This window comes from Pseudomonas sp., from assembly GCF_035497915.1.
Lineage (GTDB): Bacteria > Pseudomonadota > Gammaproteobacteria > Pseudomonadales > Pseudomonadaceae > Serpens.
Genome location: NZ_DATJCS010000029.1, coordinates 1 through 17,044, shown reverse-complemented (window position 1 = coordinate 17,044; position 17,044 = coordinate 1). Strand labels below are relative to the sequence as shown.

The following is a 17,044-nucleotide window of genomic DNA, read 5'->3' as shown; positions in this document are numbered from 1 at the left end:
GCCGCGCGGGCACCCGCCGCCGCGCCCGCGGAAAGCGCACCGGCCGCCAAGCCCGCCGCCGCGGCGCCGGCCAAGGCGCCGGCCGCGGTCGAGTCGGAAACCACCGTGCGTGTGGACACCGCGCGGCTGGACGAAATCATGAACATGGTCGGCGAACTGGTGCTGGTGCGTAACCGACTGGTGCGCCTGGGTCTGAACAGCGGCGACGAGGAACTGGCCAAGGCCGTTTCCAGCCTCGATGTGGTCACCGGTGATCTGCAGACCTCGGTGATGAAGACCCGCATGCAGCCGATCAAGAAGGTGTTCGGCCGCTTCCCGCGCCAGGTCCGCGACCTGTCGCGCCAGCTCAAGAAGGAAATCAACCTGGAGCTGGTGGGCGAGGAGACCGACCTCGACAAGAACCTCGTCGAGGCGCTGGCCGACCCGCTGGTGCACCTGGTGCGCAACGCGGTCGACCACGGCATCGAGATGCCCGAGGAGCGCGAGGCCGCCGGCAAGCCACGCACCGGCAAGGTGGTGCTGTCCGCCGAGCAGGAAGGCGACCACATCCTGTTGCTGATCACCGATGACGGCAAGGGCATGGATGCCAACATCCTGCGCGCCAAGGCGGTGGAGAAGGGCATGCTCGACAAGGATGCCGCCGAGCGCATGAGCGACGCCGAGTGCTACAACCTGATCTTCGCGCCGGGCTTCTCCACCAAGAAGGAGATTTCCGACGTATCCGGCCGCGGCGTGGGCATGGACGTGGTGAAAACCCGCATCGCCCAGCTCAACGGCACGGTGTTCGTCGACTCCACGCCCGGCAAGGGCTCGCGCATCGTCATCAAGGTGCCGCTGACCCTGGCGATCATGCCGACGCTGATGGTCATGCTCGACGATCAGGCGTTCGCCTTCCCGCTGGTCAGCGTCAAGGAAATCTTCCACCTGGACCTGTCGCACACCAACGTGGTGGATGGCCAGGAGGTGATCATCGTTCGCGACAAGGCCTTGCCGCTGTTCTACCTCAAGCAGTGGCTGGTGCCCGGCTTCCATGACGCGGTGCAGAAGGAAGGTCACGTGGTGATCATCGCCATCGGCAACCAGCAGATCGGCTTCGTCGTCGACCAATTGGTGGGCCAGGAAGAAGTGGTCATCAAGCCCCTGGGCAAGATGCTGCAGGGCACGCCGGGACTGGCGGGCGCCAGCATCACCAGCGACGGCAGCATCGCGCTGATTCTCGATGTGCCCAGCATGCTCAAACATTACGCACGGCGTGGCTGATGCCTGACCGACCCCGCGGGGTCGGTCCGTTTAGGAGTCGTTATGGCAATTAAAGTCCTGGTGGTGGACGACTCGGGATTCTTCCGGCGCAGGCTGACGGAAATCCTGGGCTCCAACCCCCAGATCGAGGTAGTGGGCACGGCCAACAATGGCCAGGAAGCGATCGACAAGACGCTGGCTCTCAAGCCCGATGTCATCACCATGGATTACGAGATGCCGTTGATGAACGGCATCACCGCGGTGCGCGAAATCATGCGCCGCTGTCCGACCCCGGTGCTGATGTTCTCCTCGCTGACCCACGAGGGTGCCCGGGTCACCCTGGACGCGCTGGACGCCGGCGCGGTGGATTACCTGCCGAAGAATTTCGAGGACATCTCGCGCAACATCGAGAAGGTCAAGGCGCTGCTCTGGGAGAAGGTGCTGACCGTTTCGCGCAGCAACCGGCGCGGGCCGGCGCTGGCGTCGTCGGCACCCGTGGCGACGCCGGCCCCCGCCGCGCGTCGTGCGCTGCGTGACGCGACGCCCGCCGAAGCGGTGCCGGCGCCGAGCGTGGCCGAGCGTTCGCCGGCCCCCAAGCGCAAGGCCTACAGGCTGGTGGCCATCGGCACCTCGACCGGTGGCCCGGTGGCGCTGCAGCGTGTGCTCACCCAGTTGCCGGCCAATTTCCCGGCGCCGCTGGTGCTCATCCAGCACATGCCGGCGGCCTTCACCGGCGCCTTTGCCGAACGCCTGGACAAGCTGTGCAAGATCCGCGTCAAGGAAGCCGAGGACGGCGACCTGCTGCGTCCCGGCCTGGCCCTGCTGGCGCCCGGCGGCAAGCAGATGATGGTGGACGGGCGCGGCGTGGTGAAAATCCTGCCCGGCGACGACCGCCTGAACTACAAGCCCTGTGTCGACGTCACCTTCGGCTCGGCCGCCAAGGCCTACGGCGACAAGGTGCTGGCCGTGGTGCTGACCGGCATGGGTGCCGACGGCCGCGAAGGCGCACGCATGCTCAAGCAGGCCGGCAGCCAGGTGTGGGCCCAGGACGAGGCCAGTAGCGTGATCTACGGCATGCCCATGGCGGTGGCCAAGGCCAACCTGGCCGACGCCATCTACGACCTGGACGAGATCGGACGCCACCTGAGCGAGGCGTGCCAGTAATGGATGTCTTGAGCCTGATCGGCATTCTGCTGGCGTTCATCGCCATCCTCGGCGGCAACTTCCTGGAAGGCGGCAGCCTTTCGGTGCTGCTCAACGCGCCGGCCGCGCTGATCGTGGTCGGTGGCACCCTGGCGGCCTGTCTGCTGCAAACCCCGCTGCAGACGCTCAAGCGGGCCGTCGCGGTGGCGCACTGGGTGTTTTTCCCGCCGGTGATTCGTCTGGAGGAGGGCATCGAGAAGGTCACCCGCTGGAGCCTGGTGGCGCGCAAGGAAGGCCTGCTCGGCCTGGAGCCGATGGCCGAACGCGAGCCCGACCCCTACGCGCGCAAGGCCATGCAGCTGCTGGCGGACGGCGTGGAGACGGAAAACATCCGCACCATCCTCGAAGTGGACATGTACAGCCAGGAAGAGCGCGACCTGCAGGCCGCCAGGGTGTACGAGGCGATGGGCGGCTATTCGCCGACCATCGGCATCATCGGCGCGGTGCTCGGCCTGATCCAGGTGATGGGCAACCTCACCGATCCGTCGCAACTGGGCACCGGCATCGCCGTGGCGTTCGTCGCCACCATCTATGGCGTGGCCTTCGCCAACCTGTTCCTGCTGCCGCTGGCCCACAAGCTCAAGGCCGTGGTGCGGGTGCAGACGCGCTACCGCGAAATGCTCATCGAGGGCGTGCTGTCCATCGCCGAGGGCGAGAACCCCCGGTCCATCGAGCACAAGCTGAAAGGCTTCCTGGTCTAGGTCCCAGCCATGTCGATGCGTAGCCGCCGCACCCGCCGCACCGATGACGCCGAGCCCAGCCACGACCGCTGGCTGGTGTCCTTCGCGGACTTCATGACGCTGATGTTCGCCTTCTTCGTGGTCATGTACGCCACCTCGTCGATCAACGAGGGCAAGTACAAGGTGCTGGCCGATGCGCTGGTGGGGATCTTCAACCAGAACGAGAAGTCGATCAAACCGATCCCGGTGGGTCAGGAGCGCGCGCGCACCCGCGACTACGACGCCAGCATGGAGGACGACGGCGGCCCCATGCCCATGGAGGACGGCGACCCGCTGGCGCAGATCACCCGCAACATCGAGCAGGCCTTCGCCGGGCTGATCGCCGAGGGGCAGCTGATCGTGCGCGGCACCGAGTCGTGGGTGGAAATCGAGCTCAAGTCGAGCTTGCTGTTCCCCAGTGGCGACGCCATTCCCAATGACCATGCCTTCGACATCATCGAGAAGGTCGCCAGGATTCTGGCGCCCTTCGACAACCCGGTGCAGGTCGAGGGCTTCACCGACAACCAGCCGATCAGCACGCCGCTGTACCCCACCAACTGGGAATTGTCCGCCGCGCGCGCGGCCAGCATCGTGCGCATGCTGAACATGGATGGCGTGGCGCCCGGACGCCTGGCCGCCGTGGGTTACGGCGAATATCACCCGGTGGCCGACAACGCCACGCCGGAAGGGCGGGCCAAGAACCGGCGCGTGGTGCTGGTGGTGTCACGCTTCCTGGAAACCCGGCGCAGCGGGGACACCCGCGTGGAAAATCGTCAGGCGCTCACTGGCACGCAAACTGCACTTGCGCCGCACACTGACGCCCGGATCGAAGGTGCTGTCAAAACGCCGGCATTGATCGTCGGTAGTGGTCCGCGCTGAGTCGCGGACGAGAAGGAGCAGTTGATGAAAATCTGGGCAGTAGCCAATCAGAAGGGCGGGGTCGGTAAAACCACCACGAGCGTGGCCCTGGCCGGCCTGCTGGCCGATGTCGGCAAGCGGGTGCTGATCGTCGACCTCGATCCGCATGGCTCGATGACCAGCTATTTCGGCTACAACCCCGACAGCCTGGAGCGCACCGGCTTCGAGCTGTTCCAGCACGGCGGCCAGGTGCCCGACGGCCTGCCGGTGCAACTGTTGCAGAAGACCAGCCATCCGCGCATCGCCCTGTTGCCGGCCAGTACCGCGCTGGCCACCCTGGAGCGGCAGACGCCCGGGCAGAGCGGGCTGGGCCTGGTGATCTCCAAGGCGCTGGCGCAGCTGTGGAACGACTTCGACCACGTGCTGATCGACAGCCCGCCGCTGCTCGGCGTGCTGATGGTCAACGCGCTGGCCGCCTGCCAGCAGCTGATTGTGCCGGTGCAGACCGAGTTCCTCGCCGTGCAGGGGTTGGAGCGCATGGTGCACACCCTGACCATGATCAACCGCTCGCGCCGCCAGGCGCTGCCCTACCTGATCGTGCCGACCCTGTTCGACCGTCGCTCGCAGGCCTCGCTGTCCACCCTCAAGCTGCTGCGCGACCGCCACAAGGAAACCATCTGGCCGGCCTACATCCCCACCGATGGACGGCTGCGCGATGCCAGCCGTGCCGGGCTGGTGCCGTCGCAATTCGACCCCGGCTGCCGTGGCGTGATCGCCTATCGGGCCCTGCTCAAGTCTCTGCTGGCCCGCCATCCCGGCCAGCCCGCGTGACGAAGCGCTATCAAGCTGTCGCCCCTGTCGGCCGATAGCTATTTAGAGGACAGATTGACGGATGCAGGACATGAGCACCCAGGACGCCCACCGGATCGGACCGCAGCAAGCCCTGCAGTCCTATCTGGATGATTTGCTGCTAGAGGCGACCCCCGACCGGCCGGCACAGCCCGAGGCGTTCGCGCGCCCGCAACCGGCACCGGCCGTCGCGGCCGCCGCCACGCCGGCGCCCGAGCGGGCGGCTGCCCCGGCGGCTCGCCCGATGGCGCACGAGCCGCTGGTGCTGGAGCCGCGCCCGCTGGTGCTGCCGACCATCAAGCTGACCGACATCAAGCTGGTCGAGACCCCGGTGGACGAAGCGGCTGCGTCGATCCGCACGGCGCTGGCCGAGCCGACCCCGGCTCCCGCGCCGGTGGTCAACGAACCCGCGCCGGTCTCGGTGTCGGTGGCGGTGTCGATCATGATGCCCTCGGCCGAGGAGGCGGCCGCTCCCGTGGCCGAGCGCGAGCCGTTTCCCGTGGTGGAATCCCCGGCGCCTGTGGCGCTGGCTGCGCCCGAAATCGCTGCGCCGCTGATCCCGACGGCGCCACTACCGGCGCGCCAGCCGATCGAGGTCGCCGCCGCGCCGATCGAAGACATCCCTGCGGCAGTCGAAGTCGCCCCGCTGCCCGCTGCGCCGGTCGACCGTCCCGTACTGCGTGAGCCGGAGCTGCCGGCCGCGCCCAAGGTGCTGATGCCCAGCGTGCTGACCAGTGCCCCGGTGGTCGAGACGCCGCGCGCCGAGCCGCTGCCGCCGCCGGCGGCGCCGCCGCTGCCGCCCAAGGTGGTTTCCGGCCGTCCCGAGTGGGGCGAGCAGCGCTTCGAGTGCCTGCTGTTCGACGTGGCCGGCCTGACCCTGGCGGTGCCGCTGGTCTGCCTGGGCACCATCCATACGCTGGAAGGCCAGACCCTGACTCCGCTGTTCGGTCAGCCGGACTGGTTCCTCGGCATGCTCAAGACCCACACCGGCAACATCAAGGTGATCGATACGGCGCGCTGGGTGATGCCAGAGCGCTATCGCGATGAGTTTCGCGATAACCTGTCGTTCGTCATCACCATCCAGGGCTTCGACTGGGGACTGGCGGTGCACAAGGTGGACCGTTCCATCCACCTGCACCCGGACCAGATCAAGTGGCGCAGCCTGCGCACCCAGCGTCCGTGGCTGGCCGGCACGGTGATCGAACACATGTGCGCGCTGCTCGACGTGGCGGCACTGGCCGAACTGATAGAAAGCGGCGCGCTCAAGCGCGCCCATTGAATTGGCGCCCGCCACGGCGGGCAGAACGGATACGCGCCAGGGCGGGCCCGGGCGCTCGACGACGAGGTGGACAATGAAGAATTCGACAGCACAAAGCTCCGACGATCCGATGCTGCAGTGGGTGACCTTCCGCCTGGACAACGAAACCTACGGCATCAACGTGATGCAGGTGCAGGAAGTGCTGCGCTACAGCGAAATCGCCCCGGTGCCGGGTGCGCCGAGCTATGTGCTGGGCATCATCAACCTGCGCGGCAACGTGGTGACGGTGATCGACACCCGCCAGCGCTTCGGCCTGGATTCGGCGGACGTCACCGACAACACCCGTATCGTGATCATCGAGGCGGACAAGCAGGTGGTCGGCATCCTGGTGGACAGCGTGGCCGAAGTGGTCTATCTCCGTCAGTCGGAAATCGAAACGGCGCCGAACGTCGGTAACGACGAGTCCGCCAAGTTCATCCAGGGTGTGTGCAACAAGAACGGCGAGCTGCTGATCCTGGTCGAGCTGGACAAGATGATGACCGAGGAAGAGTGGTCGGAACTCGAGAATTACTGAATGGGACAAGCAATCGCCCTGATCGCGTTGGCGGTGGTCTGCCTGGGGCTGACGATCACCTGCGTCTGGCTGGCCACGCGCGTGCGGCGTCTGAACGACAGCATGCAGTTCCAGTTCCGCCAGCATGCCGAGCGTCACCTCAAGCGTGACCAGAGCATGCAGGAGCTGACCCGCCGGGTGGACACCTACATCGGCGTCTGCGTGAAGATGGGCGATGAGCTGCAGACCCTCCAGCAACTGGCCACGCCGCTGCCGGATCGGCTGAGCAAGCTGGAGCAGAGCGATCCGACGATGATCTCCTACCTGCAGGCCTCGCGGCTGGTCACCCTGGGTGCCAGCGTCGACGACCTCACCCAGTCCTGCGGCCTGACCAAGGGCGAGGCGGAACTGGTCAGCAAGCTGCACAAGGCCCGCGGCGCCACGCCGCCGGCCAACTGAGGCGCCGTCGCGCCGCTCAGTTCACCTCCGGCGGGTCGTCGTCCCGCCGCGCGAAGCCCTCGGGGGCCTTGCCCTTCAGGTACCAGGCGAAGGCGATGATCGCCGCCACGCTGCGGTACAGCGCCTCGGGGATCTCGTCGCCCACCTCCAGCCCGGCCAGCAGACGCAGCAGCTCGGCGTTCTCGTAGATCGGCACTTCGTACTCGCGGGCCAGCTCGAGAATGGCCTGGGCGATTTCCTCATCGCCCTTGGCCACCAAGGTCGGGGCGCTCTGGCCGTCGTAGCGCAGGGCGATGGCGCGGGGTTCGTTCATGCGGTCACGTGTATCCAGTTCGTTTCCAGGGATGCCGCCGGCGCGGCCGGTGGCGTGCCGCGCTGGCAGTCCAGCTCGCCGATCTCCAGCCCGGCTTCACCGAGCGCGCGGCGCAGTTCGCCCAGCTCGCGGCCGATCAGCTCCGCCGTATCGGCGCGCTCGGCCCACAGCTGGCCGCTGAACTGGTTGCGGCACAGCTGCGCCTGCACCTGCAGCGGGCCGAGCGGTTCCATGTCGAAGGCCAGGTCGATCTTCCATTGCCGCGCGCGCTGCTTGGCGTTGCGCTTGCCGGGTGGCTCGTCCTCGCCACGCAGGCGCAGTTGCACGGGCGTCGGCAGATCGCGCACCGGGATTTCCATCTGCAGCACCGTGGCCGGTTGGCCTTCCGCGCTGGTCGTCGCCTGCGCCAGGCTGGCCAACTGATGACTCTGCACGCGCGCCACCGCCCCGGCGGCCAGCTTGAGCAGCAGCTGCAGGCTGGGATTTTCCAGACCTTCCAGGCGCTGCGAGGGCAGGGGGAAGTTCAAGCCGGGCTGGCGCTCGGGGCGCTGGCCGAGGGCGCCGAGTACCTGGCGGGCCAGGGTCGGCAGCGTGGCCAGCAGCAGGCTGCCGGCGGGTGTCTGCAGCGCGGTCGTCGGATTGAAGCTGGACAGCTGGCCCAACAGGCGCAGCAGGTTGGCCTTCAGGTCGTTGTCCAGCGCGCCGGCCTGTCCGGTCGCCAGGTGGCTTTCCAGGCCGATGCCGGCGTTGCGCAGGATGGCCGCCAGCTGGCGGGGATCGCCGAGCTGCGCGGCGCTGGGCTGGCTGTTCAGCAGGCGTTCCACGCTGGCCTGCAGCGGGGGGGGCAGGGGCTGGCCCTGCAGCGCACGCAACGCGGTGAACAGCGCGGACAGCGGCGACTGGCGGGCGAACTGCCCGGCCAGTTGCTGCAGCAGGTCGAGCTGCTGGACCCGGGCGTCCGGACCGATGAACTGCAGGCTGCGATCATCCAGCACCCGGGCGTTGAGCAGGCTGCCGACCGGCAGCGGCCGGGCGCTTTCCAGCAGCAGCTGACGGCCGTCCGGCAGCTGCGCGACGATCTGCTGCAGGTTGCCGGCCGGCGTGCTGGACAGTACCCGGGCCTGCAGCAGGCTGCCGGCGGGCAGGTCGAGGCGGGTCAGTGGCCGGGCCGCGCCCGGCGGGGTCTCGATCAGCAGACGATTGTCGGACAGCGCGGTGAGCTGCAGGCGCGTGCCGCTGGCCAGTTCGGGCTGCCGGGCGGTAAGGGCATCGAGCGTGACGCTGCGCCCGTCGGCGAGGGTCAGGCGCAGGCTGAGCTGCTGACCCTGGGCCGTCTCCAGGCGGGCCAGCACCTGCGCCTGCAGCTGCTGGCCCGGGTTGAGCAGGCCCTCCAGCGAGGTCAGCACCCTCAGGGTGTGGGGCGTCAGACCGCCGGCGGCGCTGGTGGCGCCGGTCAGGGCGGGCGGGAAAGCAAAATTGATCTCGCTCATCAAAAAGGAATTGCCTTTACAACCTGTCGTAATTACCCGTCTTGATCGTCAGGGCGCCTATGTATAATGCCGAGCCATTCGCCCGGGGCGCCCTTACTAGATAGCGGCTGCCATTGGTCCGACTTAAGACGGATCGTCGATTTCCTGCGGCGATCCGTCAGGCCCTGATTGCATACTGAATGGGATACGCATGTGGTGAGCCGTCCATTCCTCGAAGCCGTTGCGTTGACCTGCGAGCGTGACTGGCGGCTGTTGTTCGAAGCCTTGGACCTGCAGCTGCTGCCGGGCGACATGCTGCAGATCGTCGGCCCCAACGGCAGCGGCAAGACCAGCCTGCTGCGCCTGCTGTGCGGCCTGATGCAGCCGACCGCCGGCGAAGTGCGCCTGGACGGTGAGCCGCTGGCGGCGCGCCGGGGCGAGATGGCCCGCAACCTGCTGTGGATCGGCCATGCCGCCGGCATCAAGGGCCTGCTGACTCCCGAGGAGAATCTCGCCTGGCTGTGCGCCCTGCACCAGCCGGCCGAGCGCCAGGCGATCTGGCAGGCACTGGCCGCCGTCGGCCTGCGCGGTTTCGAGGATGTGCCCAGCCATCGGCTGTCCGCCGGCCAGCAGCGCCGTGTGGCCCTGGCGCGGCTGTACTTGGATGCGCCGCCGCTGTGGATCCTGGATGAACCCTTCACCGCCCTGGACAAGCAGGGCGTGGCCCAGCTGGAAGCGCATCTGGCCGGGCATTGCGAACGTGGCGGCATGGTGGTGCTGACCACCCACCACACGCTGGAGAACAAGCCCTCCGGCTATCGCGAACTGGATCTGGGGCAGCGCGCCGCATGAGTAGTGTCTTCACCCTGTTGCTGGCCCGCGAAAGCCGCCTGCTGTTCCGTCGCCCGGCCGAGCTGGCCAACCCGCTGGTGTTCTTCGCCATCGTCATCGCCCTCTTCCCGCTGGCGGTGGGGCCGGAAAGCCAGCTGCTGCAGACCCTGTCGCCGGGACTGGTGTGGGTCGCCGCGCTGCTGGCGGTGCTGCTGTCGCTGGACGGCCTGTTCCGCAGCGATTTCGAGGACGGCTCGCTGGAGCAGTGGGTCGTTTCGCCGCAGCCGCTGGCGCTGCTGGTGCTGGCCAAAGTACTGGCCCATTGGGTATTCACCGGCCTGGCGCTGGTGCTGCTGTCGCCGCTGCTGGCGCTGATGCTTGGCCTGCCGCCGCGCTGCCTGCCGGTGCTGCTGCTTTCGCTGCTGCTCGGCACGCCGGTGCTGAGCCTGCTGGGCGCGGTCGGCGCGGCACTGACCGTGGGCCTCAAGCGCGGTGGCTTGCTGCTGGCGCTGCTGATCCTGCCGCTGTATATCCCGGTGCTGATTCTCGGCAGCGGGGCGCTGCAGGCGGACCTGCAGGGATTGCCCACGGCCGGTCACCTGCTGTGGCTGGCCACGCTGACCGCGCTGGCGGTGACCCTGACCCCGTTCGCCATCGCGGCGGGGCTGAAGATCAGCGTCGGCGAATGAGACATGAACGCGTCGGGCCCGCCCGGCGCAGGACGGTAAAACGCACGGGGCGGCGATCCGGCCCCGCGACACGAAGAGAGCTGCAATGAACTGGACATGGTTTCACAAGCTGGGTTCGCCCAAGTGGTTCTACGAAATCAGCGGTCGCTGGCTGCCCTGGCTGGGCGGCGCGGCGATTGTCCTGTTGCTGATCGGCAGCGCCTGGGGGCTGGCCTTCGCGCCGCAGGACTACCAGCAGGGCAACAGCTTCCGGATCATCTACCTGCACGTGCCGACGGCGATCCTCGCCCAGTCGATCTACGTGATGCTGGCCGTGGCCGGCGTGGTCGGCCTGGTGTGGAAGATGAAGCTGGCCGACGTGGCCCTGCAGCAGGCCGCGCCCATCGGCGCCTGGATGACCTTCCTGGCGCTGCTCACCGGCGCCGTGTGGGGCAAGCCCACCTGGGGCGCCTGGTGGGTGTGGGACGCGCGGCTGACCGCCATGCTGATCCTGCTGTTCCTGTACTTCGGCATCATTGCCCTGGGCAACGCCATCAGCAATCGCGACAGCGCCGCCAAGGCCTGTGCGGTGCTGGCCATCGTCGGCGTGGTGAACATCCCGATCATCAAATACTCGGTGGAGTGGTGGAACACCCTGCACCAGCCGGCCACCTTCAAGATCACCGAGAAGCCGGCGATGCCCGTGGAAATGTGGGCGCCGCTGCTGGTGATGGTCATTGGCTTCTACTGCTTCCTGGCCGCCGTGCTGCTGATGCGCATGCGCCTGGAAATTCTCAAGCGTGAGGCGCGCGCCAGCTGGGTGAAGACCGAGCTGCGCGCCCAGGTGGAGGGTCGTCCGTGAGCTTTGCCTCCTTCTCCGAATTCCTCGCCATGGGCAACCATGGCGTGTATGTCTGGACCAGTTACGGCATGGGCCTGGTGGTCGTGCTGATCAATGTCGCTCTGCCGCTGCTCGGACGCCGGCGTTACCTGCAAGATGAGGCGCGCCGTCTGCGCCGGGAGGAAATGAAGTGAATCCGGTCCGCAAGAAACGTCTGTACATCATCCTCGCCCTGCTCGTCGGGGTGGGCGCGACCGTGGCCCTGGCCCTCTCGGCGCTGCAGCAGAACATCAACCTGTTCTACACCCCGACGCAGATCGCCAACGGCGAAGTGCCCGACGGCGTGCGCATTCGCGCCGGCGGCATGGTCAAGGAAGGCTCGCTGAGCCGTTCCGCCGACTCGCTGCTGGTGGAGTTCGTGGTGCATGACGGCGCCTCCGAAGTGCGCATGCGCTACCAGGGCATCCTCCCGGACCTGTTCCGCGAAGGGCAGGGCATCGTCGCCCTGGGTCGCCTGAACGAAGAGAACGTACTGGTCGCCGATGAAGTGCTGGCCAAGCACGACGAGAACTACATGCCGCCGGAAGTCGCCCAGGCGATGGACAAGGCAATCCAGGCCAAGGCGGAGAGCGCGCAATGATTCCCGAAATCGGCCATCTGGCCCTGGTCCTGGCCCTGTGCCTGGCGCTGGTGCAGGGGACCCTGCCACTGATCGGCGCCTGGCGCGGCGACCGCTTGTGGATGGGCCTGGCCCGTCCGGCGGCCTGGGGGCAGTTCGCCTTCCTGCTGCTGTCCTTCGCCTGCCTGACCTATGCGTTCCTGATCGACGACTTCTCAGTCAAGTACGTTGCGGAAAATTCCAACAGCGCACTGCCCTGGTACTTCAAGTTCAGCGCCGTATGGGGCGCCCACGAAGGTTCGCTGCTGCTCTGGGCAATGATCCTCGGGGGCTGGACCTTCGCCGTGGCGGTGCTGTCGCGCCAGCTGCCGGAGGAGATGCTCGCCCGCGTGCTGGCGGTGATGGGCATCATCAGCATCGGCTTCCTGCTGTTCCTGATCGTCACCTCCAACCCGTTCGAGCGCCTGCTGCCGCAGGTGCCCACCGACGGCCGTGACCTCAATCCGCTGCTGCAGGACTTCGGCCTGATCGTGCACCCGCCGATGCTCTACATGGGCTACGTGGGCTTCTCGGTGGCCTTCGCCTTCGCCATCGCCGCGCTGCTCGGCGGGCGCCTGGACGCCGCCTGGGCGCGCTGGTCGCGGCCCTGGACCCTGGTGGCCTGGGCCAGCCTGGGCGTCGGCATCGTGCTCGGCTCCTGGTGGGCCTATTACGAGCTGGGCTGGGGCGGCTGGTGGTTCTGGGACCCGGTGGAAAACGCCTCCTTCATGCCCTGGCTGGTCGGCACCGCGCTGATCCACTCGCTGGCGGTCACCGAAAAACGCGGCGTGTTCAAGAGCTGGACCGTGCTGCTGGCCATCGCGGCTTTCTCGCTGAGCCTGCTGGGCACCTTCCTGGTGCGTTCCGGCGTGCTGACCTCGGTGCACGCCTTCGCCGCCGACCCCGAGCGCGGCACCTTCATCCTGGCCTTCCTGCTCGTCGTGGTCGGCGCCTCGCTGACCCTGTTCGCCCTGCGTGCGCCGGTGGTCAAGAGCAAGGTGGGCTTCGCCCTGTGGTCGCGGGAAACCCTGCTGCTGGCCAACAACCTGATCCTGGTGGTGGCCTGCGCGATGATCCTGCTCGGCACCCTGTATCCGCTGCTGCTCGACGCGCTGACCGGCGCCAAGCTGTCGGTCGGTCCGCCGTATTTCAACGCGCTGTTCCTGCCGCTGATGGCCATCCTGATGGGCGCGCTGGGCGTCGGCGTGCTGGTGCGCTGGAAGGACACACCCGGCAAGTGGCTGGCCGGCATGCTGCTGCCGGTGCTGGTCGCCAGCGCAGTGCTCGGCGGCCTGGCCTCCGTGCTGCTCGGCGACTTCCACTGGGCGGTGCTGGCGGTCTGCAGCCTGTCCGCCTGGGTGGTGCTCAGCGGGCTGCGCGACCTGTTCGACAAGACCCGCCACACCGGCCTGCTCAAGGGCCTGCCGCGCCTGACCCGCAGCTACTGGGGCATGCAGCTTGGCCACCTGGGGGTCGCCGTGTGCGCCATCGGCATCGTGCTGTCCACCCAGCAGAACGCCGAGCGCGATCTGCGCATGGCGCCGGGCGACGTGCAGGAGCTGGGCGGCTACCAGTTCCGCTTCGAGGGTGCCGTGCACCATGAGGGCCCGAACTACACCGCCGACCGCGCGACCGTGCGCGTGCTGGTCGAGGGCAAGGAAATCGCCGTGCTGCATCCGGAGAAGCGTCTGTACACCGTGCAGATGATGCCGATGACCGAGGCCGGCATCGATCCGGGCCTGTTCCGCGACCTGTATGTGGCGCTCGGCGAGCCGCTGGAGGAAGGCGCCTGGGCCGTGCGTCTGCACGTCAAGCCCTACGTGCGCTGGATCTGGCTGGGCGGTCTGCTGATGGGCTTCGGCGGCCTGCTGTCGACCCTCGACCGTCGCTATCGCATCAAGGTCAAGACCCGCGTCCGCGAGGCGCTGGGCATCTCTGGAGCACAACCGGCATGAAACGCGCATTGCTGCTGATTCCCCTGGTGATCTTCCTGGTGGTCGCCGGTTTCCTCTACAAGGGGCTGTTCCTCGACCCGCGCGACATCGGCACGACCATGATCGGCAAGCCGCTGCCCGAGTTCGCCATGCCGTCCCTGGAAGAGCCGGCGCGCACCCTGAGTGCCGCCGACTTCAAGGGCGCGCCGGCGCTGGTCAACGTCTGGGCCACCTGGTGTCCCACCTGCCGCGCCGAGCACGAGATGCTCAACCGCCTGGCCCAGCAGGGCGTGGTGGTCTACGGCATCAACTACAAGGACAACAGCGAGGCCGCGCGTCGCTGGCTGAACGAACTGGGCAACCCCTACCGCTTCAATGTCGAGGACCCGCAGGGCAGCCTGGGCTTCAACCTGGGCGTCTATGGCGCACCGGAAACCTTCCTGATCGACAAGGACGGCATCATCCGCCACAAGTTTGTCGGTGCCATCGACGAACGCGTCTGGCGCCAGCAGCTGGCGCCGCTCTATCAGGAGTTGCTCGAGCAATGAAACGCCTGCTAGCCGCCGTTTTCTGCAGCCTGGCCCTGGGCGGTTTCGCCCAGGCTGCCATCGACACCTACGAGTTTTCCAGCGAGGCGGAGCGCCAGCGCTTTCGCGAGCTGACCAACGAGCTGCGCTGCCCGAAGTGCCAGAACCAGAACATCGCCGACTCCGATGCGCCCATCGCCATGGACCTGCGTCGCGAGATCTTCCGCATGCTGGAAGACGGCCAGGACGACGAGCAGATCGTCGAGCACCTGGTCGACCGCTACGGCGACTTCGTGCGCTACAACCCGCCGGTCGAGCTGCGCACCCTGCTGCTCTGGTACGGCCCGTGGGCACTGCTGGGCGGTGGTCTGCTGGCCCTGGTGGTCATCGTGGTACGCCGTCGCCGGGTCGAGAACGCCCCGCAGAATGCCCTGCTGTCCGCCGAGGAGCAGGAGCGCCTTTCCCAATTGCTGGATAAGAAAGACCCATGATCGATCTCTGGCTTGTCGCCGGCCTGCTGTTGCTGGCCGCCCTGGCGTTCATCCTGGTGCCGGTGTTGCGCGGTCAGCGCGCCCAGGCCGAGGAAGACCGCACCGCCCTCAACGTGGCGCTCTACGAGGAGCGTGTGCGTGAACTGGAAGCCCAGCACGCCGCCGGCACCCTGACCGCCGAACAGCTGGCGGCCGGCAAGGCCGAGGCCGCTCGCGAACTGCTGGTGGACACCGAGGGCGACACGCAGCGCCACGGCAACCTGGGTCGCGCCGTGCCGATCGCCGCCGCCGTGCTGGTGCCGGTGCTGGGCCTGGCGCTGTATCTGTACTGGGGGGCCAGCGACAAGCTGGAGCTGGCCCGCCAGTTCGACCACCAGCCCGCCTCCATGGAGGAAATGGTGGCGCGCCTGGAGCAGGCGGTGAAGGCGCAGCCCGATGGCGTGGAAGGCTGGTACTTCCTGGCCCGTGGCTACATGGCGATGGAGCGTCCGACCGAGGCCGCCAGCGCGTTCGAGCGCACCGTGGCGCTCGCCGGTCGTGATCCCTCGCTGCTCGGCCAGTGGGCGCAGGCGCTGTACTTTGCCAACGGCCAGCAGTGGAGCGAACAGATCCAAGGGCTGACCGACGAGGCGCTGCAGAGCGATCCGGGCGAAGTCACCAGTCGCGGCCTGCTGGGCATCGTCGCCTTCGAGGCCGGCCGCTACCGGGACGCCATCGATCACTGGGAATTCCTGATGAATGGCCTGGATCCGCAGGATCCGAACCGCATGGCCATCCAGCAGGGCATCCAGCGTGCCCGCGAGATGCTTGGCGAGGACGCGCCGGCCGCTTCCGCCATCGTGGCGCCGGCACAGATGCGTGTGCGCGTCGAGCTGGCGCCGGACGTGGCGGCCCAGGTACGGCCCGAGGACAGCGTGTTCGTCTTCGCCCGCCCGGCGGCCGGCGGGGCGATGCCGCTGGCGGTCAAGCGCCTGACGGTGGCCGACCTGCCGGCGGAGGTGCTGCTCAGCGACGCCGACGCCATGATGGAGCAGCTACGCTTGTCGAACTTCCCGCAGGTGGAACTGGTGGCGCGCGTGTCGCGCGGCGGTAATGCCACGGCCGGCGAGTGGATCGGGCGCAGCGGCGCGGTCAGCAGCGCGGATGACCAGCTGAAGACCCTGCGTATCGATCAGCCCGAGAAGCGCTGAAGGCCGAACTGACCGGCCCTGGAGAGGACATGCAGCGTGCCGCAGGCCGGCTGCTGCTGCTCGGCAGCCTGCTGCTGAGCGGTTGCGCCAGCGACATCTACCAGCTGCCGGGTTCCCGGCAGCCCCAGCCCTGGCCGGAACCCCGGCCGGCGCCCACGCCCGAGCCGTCGCGTCCGGCGATCACTCCGGTGCCGTCGCGGCCGGAGATTCCCCCGCAACCGGAAAGCACCGGCACCCACCCGCGCTACGCGCCGCCTCCGCATGTGGAGGCGCGCTGGGATGCGCGTCTGGGCGTCTATGTGGTGAGTGGGCGTCAGCTCTATTACCGCGAGCGGCTGTATTACCGCTGGGAGGATGGCTGGCTCTGTTCCGCGCAACCGGACGGCCCCTGGGAAGCGGTGGCCGAGATCAGCGTGCCGATGGGCTTGCGCGGCCTGCATTGACGCGCTCCTGAGGGAGCTCGTGCGTGCAGGCGAGGGATGCGGGTTTTTCGTGAGCGGCTTTTGTGGGAGCGGCTTCAGCCGCGATCAGGGCTGCGGTGATGCTGCGCATTCACCCAGGCGCTCCCACAACGCTTGGCAAGCAAGCCTGCCGGAGAGATGAAATCAGTCTTACAGGGTCTTGTGCCGCGCGCGTTCGATGACCTGCTGAAGGCGTTCGCCACGGTATTGCTCCGGATACAGGCGCTCGCTGTGGCGGGCGACACCGTGCTGGTCGACCAGGGTGAAACTGAAATTGCCCTTGCGGCCGGGGGCCACGATGTAGCAATGCAACGGGGCGAAAGCTTCGCGCAGGGCGCTGATGGCGTTCTGGGTATGGGAGTGGTTGCTCATGTGTCTTCCTTTTGTTGTCTTGATGGCCAGCCCGGTTCGCTCGGGCGGCGCCCTGAAAAAGGGGCGCCTGTATGGGAGCGATGGCGGGGGCGATGGTTCCGTACCGAATTTAAAGCAAGTAATGGGCCGGAACTGCTAGGGGTGGTCCCGC

Annotated in this window: 21 protein-coding genes; 18 read left to right on the top strand and 3 right to left on the bottom strand. The window is 67.7% G+C overall.

The features are described 5' to 3' along the window. The 8 genes from VL129_RS09065 to VL129_RS09030 all read left to right on the top strand — a co-directional run. A partial coding sequence (locus tag VL129_RS09065; protein WP_325412268.1) for a chemotaxis protein CheA occupies positions 1–1,260 on the top strand: 1,260 nt, incomplete at its 5' end. Positions 1,261–1,302: 42 nt separating this feature from the next. Continuing rightward, complete coding sequence (locus tag VL129_RS09060; protein ID WP_325412265.1) at positions 1,303–2,403, top strand: protein-glutamate methylesterase/protein-glutamine glutaminase; 1,101 nt, start codon at positions 1,303–1,305, stop codon at positions 2,401–2,403. Beyond that, on the top strand, positions 2,403–3,143 hold the full coding sequence (locus VL129_RS09055; protein ID WP_325412263.1) for a flagellar motor protein: 741 nt from the start codon (positions 2,403–2,405) through the stop codon (positions 3,141–3,143). Before VL129_RS09060 ends, VL129_RS09055 begins: the two co-directional genes overlap by 1 nt. A 15-nt stretch (positions 3,144–3,158) precedes the next feature. Further along, positions 3,159–4,040, top strand: a complete 882-nt coding sequence (gene motD, locus VL129_RS09050) for a flagellar motor protein MotD (protein WP_325412272.1) — start codon at positions 3,159–3,161, stop codon at positions 4,038–4,040. A gap of 24 nt (positions 4,041–4,064) precedes the next feature. Next, positions 4,065–4,850 carry a ParA family protein gene (locus VL129_RS09045; RefSeq protein WP_325412261.1) on the top strand — a complete coding sequence of 262 codons (786 nt, stop codon included), beginning with the start codon at positions 4,065–4,067 and terminating at the stop codon, positions 4,848–4,850. Between the two features lie 460 nt (positions 4,851–5,310). After that, positions 5,311–6,147: a chemotaxis protein CheW gene (locus tag VL129_RS09040; RefSeq protein WP_325412270.1), complete on the top strand. Its 837-nt coding sequence runs from the start codon at positions 5,311–5,313 to the stop codon at positions 6,145–6,147. Between the two features lie 73 nt (positions 6,148–6,220). Further along, entirely contained in the window at positions 6,221–6,700 is a 480-nt protein-coding gene (locus tag VL129_RS09035) for a chemotaxis protein CheW (protein WP_325412259.1), read from the top strand. Next, positions 6,701–7,138, top strand: a complete 438-nt coding sequence (locus tag VL129_RS09030) for a DUF2802 domain-containing protein (protein ID WP_325412257.1) — start codon at positions 6,701–6,703, stop codon at positions 7,136–7,138. Positions 7,139–7,154: 16 nt separating this feature from the next. Here VL129_RS09030 and VL129_RS09025 read toward each other — a convergent pair whose 3' ends face one another. Both VL129_RS09025 and fliK read right to left on the bottom strand, forming a co-directional pair. Further along, on the bottom strand, positions 7,155–7,451 hold the full coding sequence (locus VL129_RS09025) for an EscU/YscU/HrcU family type III secretion system export apparatus switch protein (RefSeq protein ID WP_325412255.1): 297 nt from the start codon (positions 7,449–7,451) through the stop codon (positions 7,155–7,157). Continuing rightward, positions 7,448–8,941, bottom strand: coding sequence for a flagellar hook-length control protein FliK (gene fliK / locus VL129_RS09020; protein WP_325412253.1), 1,494 nt, complete (start codon positions 8,939–8,941; stop codon positions 7,448–7,450). The genes VL129_RS09025 and fliK overlap by 4 nt, the downstream gene beginning before the upstream one ends. A 195-nt stretch (positions 8,942–9,136) precedes the next feature. On the opposite strand from fliK, the gene ccmA reads away from it, so the two are divergent. From ccmA to VL129_RS08970, 10 genes are all read left to right on the top strand, one after another. Further along, entirely contained in the window at positions 9,137–9,772 is a 636-nt protein-coding gene (gene ccmA, locus VL129_RS09015; RefSeq protein WP_325412251.1) for a cytochrome c biogenesis heme-transporting ATPase CcmA, read from the top strand. Next, positions 9,769–10,440 carry a heme exporter protein CcmB gene (ccmB, locus tag VL129_RS09010; protein ID WP_325412249.1) on the top strand — a complete coding sequence of 224 codons (672 nt, stop codon included), beginning with the start codon at positions 9,769–9,771 and terminating at the stop codon, positions 10,438–10,440. The genes ccmA and ccmB overlap by 4 nt, the downstream gene beginning before the upstream one ends. An 85-nt stretch (positions 10,441–10,525) precedes the next feature. Further along, complete coding sequence (locus VL129_RS09005; RefSeq protein ID WP_325412248.1) at positions 10,526–11,281, top strand: heme ABC transporter permease; 756 nt, start codon at positions 10,526–10,528, stop codon at positions 11,279–11,281. After that, complete coding sequence (gene ccmD, locus VL129_RS09000; RefSeq protein WP_325412246.1) at positions 11,278–11,454, top strand: heme exporter protein CcmD; 177 nt, start codon at positions 11,278–11,280, stop codon at positions 11,452–11,454. Before VL129_RS09005 ends, ccmD begins: the two co-directional genes overlap by 4 nt. Further along, positions 11,451–11,900 (top strand): cytochrome c maturation protein CcmE, encoded by a 450-nt coding sequence (gene ccmE / locus VL129_RS08995; protein ID WP_325412244.1) that lies wholly within the window; start codon positions 11,451–11,453, stop codon positions 11,898–11,900. The genes ccmD and ccmE overlap by 4 nt, the downstream gene beginning before the upstream one ends. Continuing rightward, positions 11,897–13,873: a heme lyase CcmF/NrfE family subunit gene (locus VL129_RS08990; RefSeq protein WP_325412242.1), complete on the top strand. Its 1,977-nt coding sequence runs from the start codon at positions 11,897–11,899 to the stop codon at positions 13,871–13,873. Before ccmE ends, VL129_RS08990 begins: the two co-directional genes overlap by 4 nt. Beyond that, on the top strand, positions 13,870–14,400 hold the full coding sequence (locus tag VL129_RS08985; RefSeq protein WP_325412240.1) for a DsbE family thiol:disulfide interchange protein: 531 nt from the start codon (positions 13,870–13,872) through the stop codon (positions 14,398–14,400). Before VL129_RS08990 ends, VL129_RS08985 begins: the two co-directional genes overlap by 4 nt. Further along, on the top strand, positions 14,397–14,870 hold the full coding sequence (locus VL129_RS08980; RefSeq protein WP_325412238.1) for a cytochrome c-type biogenesis protein: 474 nt from the start codon (positions 14,397–14,399) through the stop codon (positions 14,868–14,870). The genes VL129_RS08985 and VL129_RS08980 overlap by 4 nt, the downstream gene beginning before the upstream one ends. Continuing rightward, complete coding sequence (gene ccmI / locus VL129_RS08975; protein ID WP_325412236.1) at positions 14,867–16,060, top strand: c-type cytochrome biogenesis protein CcmI; 1,194 nt, start codon at positions 14,867–14,869, stop codon at positions 16,058–16,060. Before VL129_RS08980 ends, ccmI begins: the two co-directional genes overlap by 4 nt. A gap of 29 nt (positions 16,061–16,089) precedes the next feature. Next, entirely contained in the window at positions 16,090–16,503 is a 414-nt protein-coding gene (locus VL129_RS08970) for a hypothetical protein (RefSeq protein ID WP_325412234.1), read from the top strand. A 168-nt stretch (positions 16,504–16,671) separates the two neighbouring features. Here VL129_RS08970 and VL129_RS08965 read toward each other — a convergent pair whose 3' ends face one another. After that, complete coding sequence (locus tag VL129_RS08965; RefSeq protein ID WP_325412232.1) at positions 16,672–16,893, bottom strand: hypothetical protein; 222 nt, start codon at positions 16,891–16,893, stop codon at positions 16,672–16,674. Between the last annotated feature and the right edge of the window lie 151 nt (positions 16,894–17,044).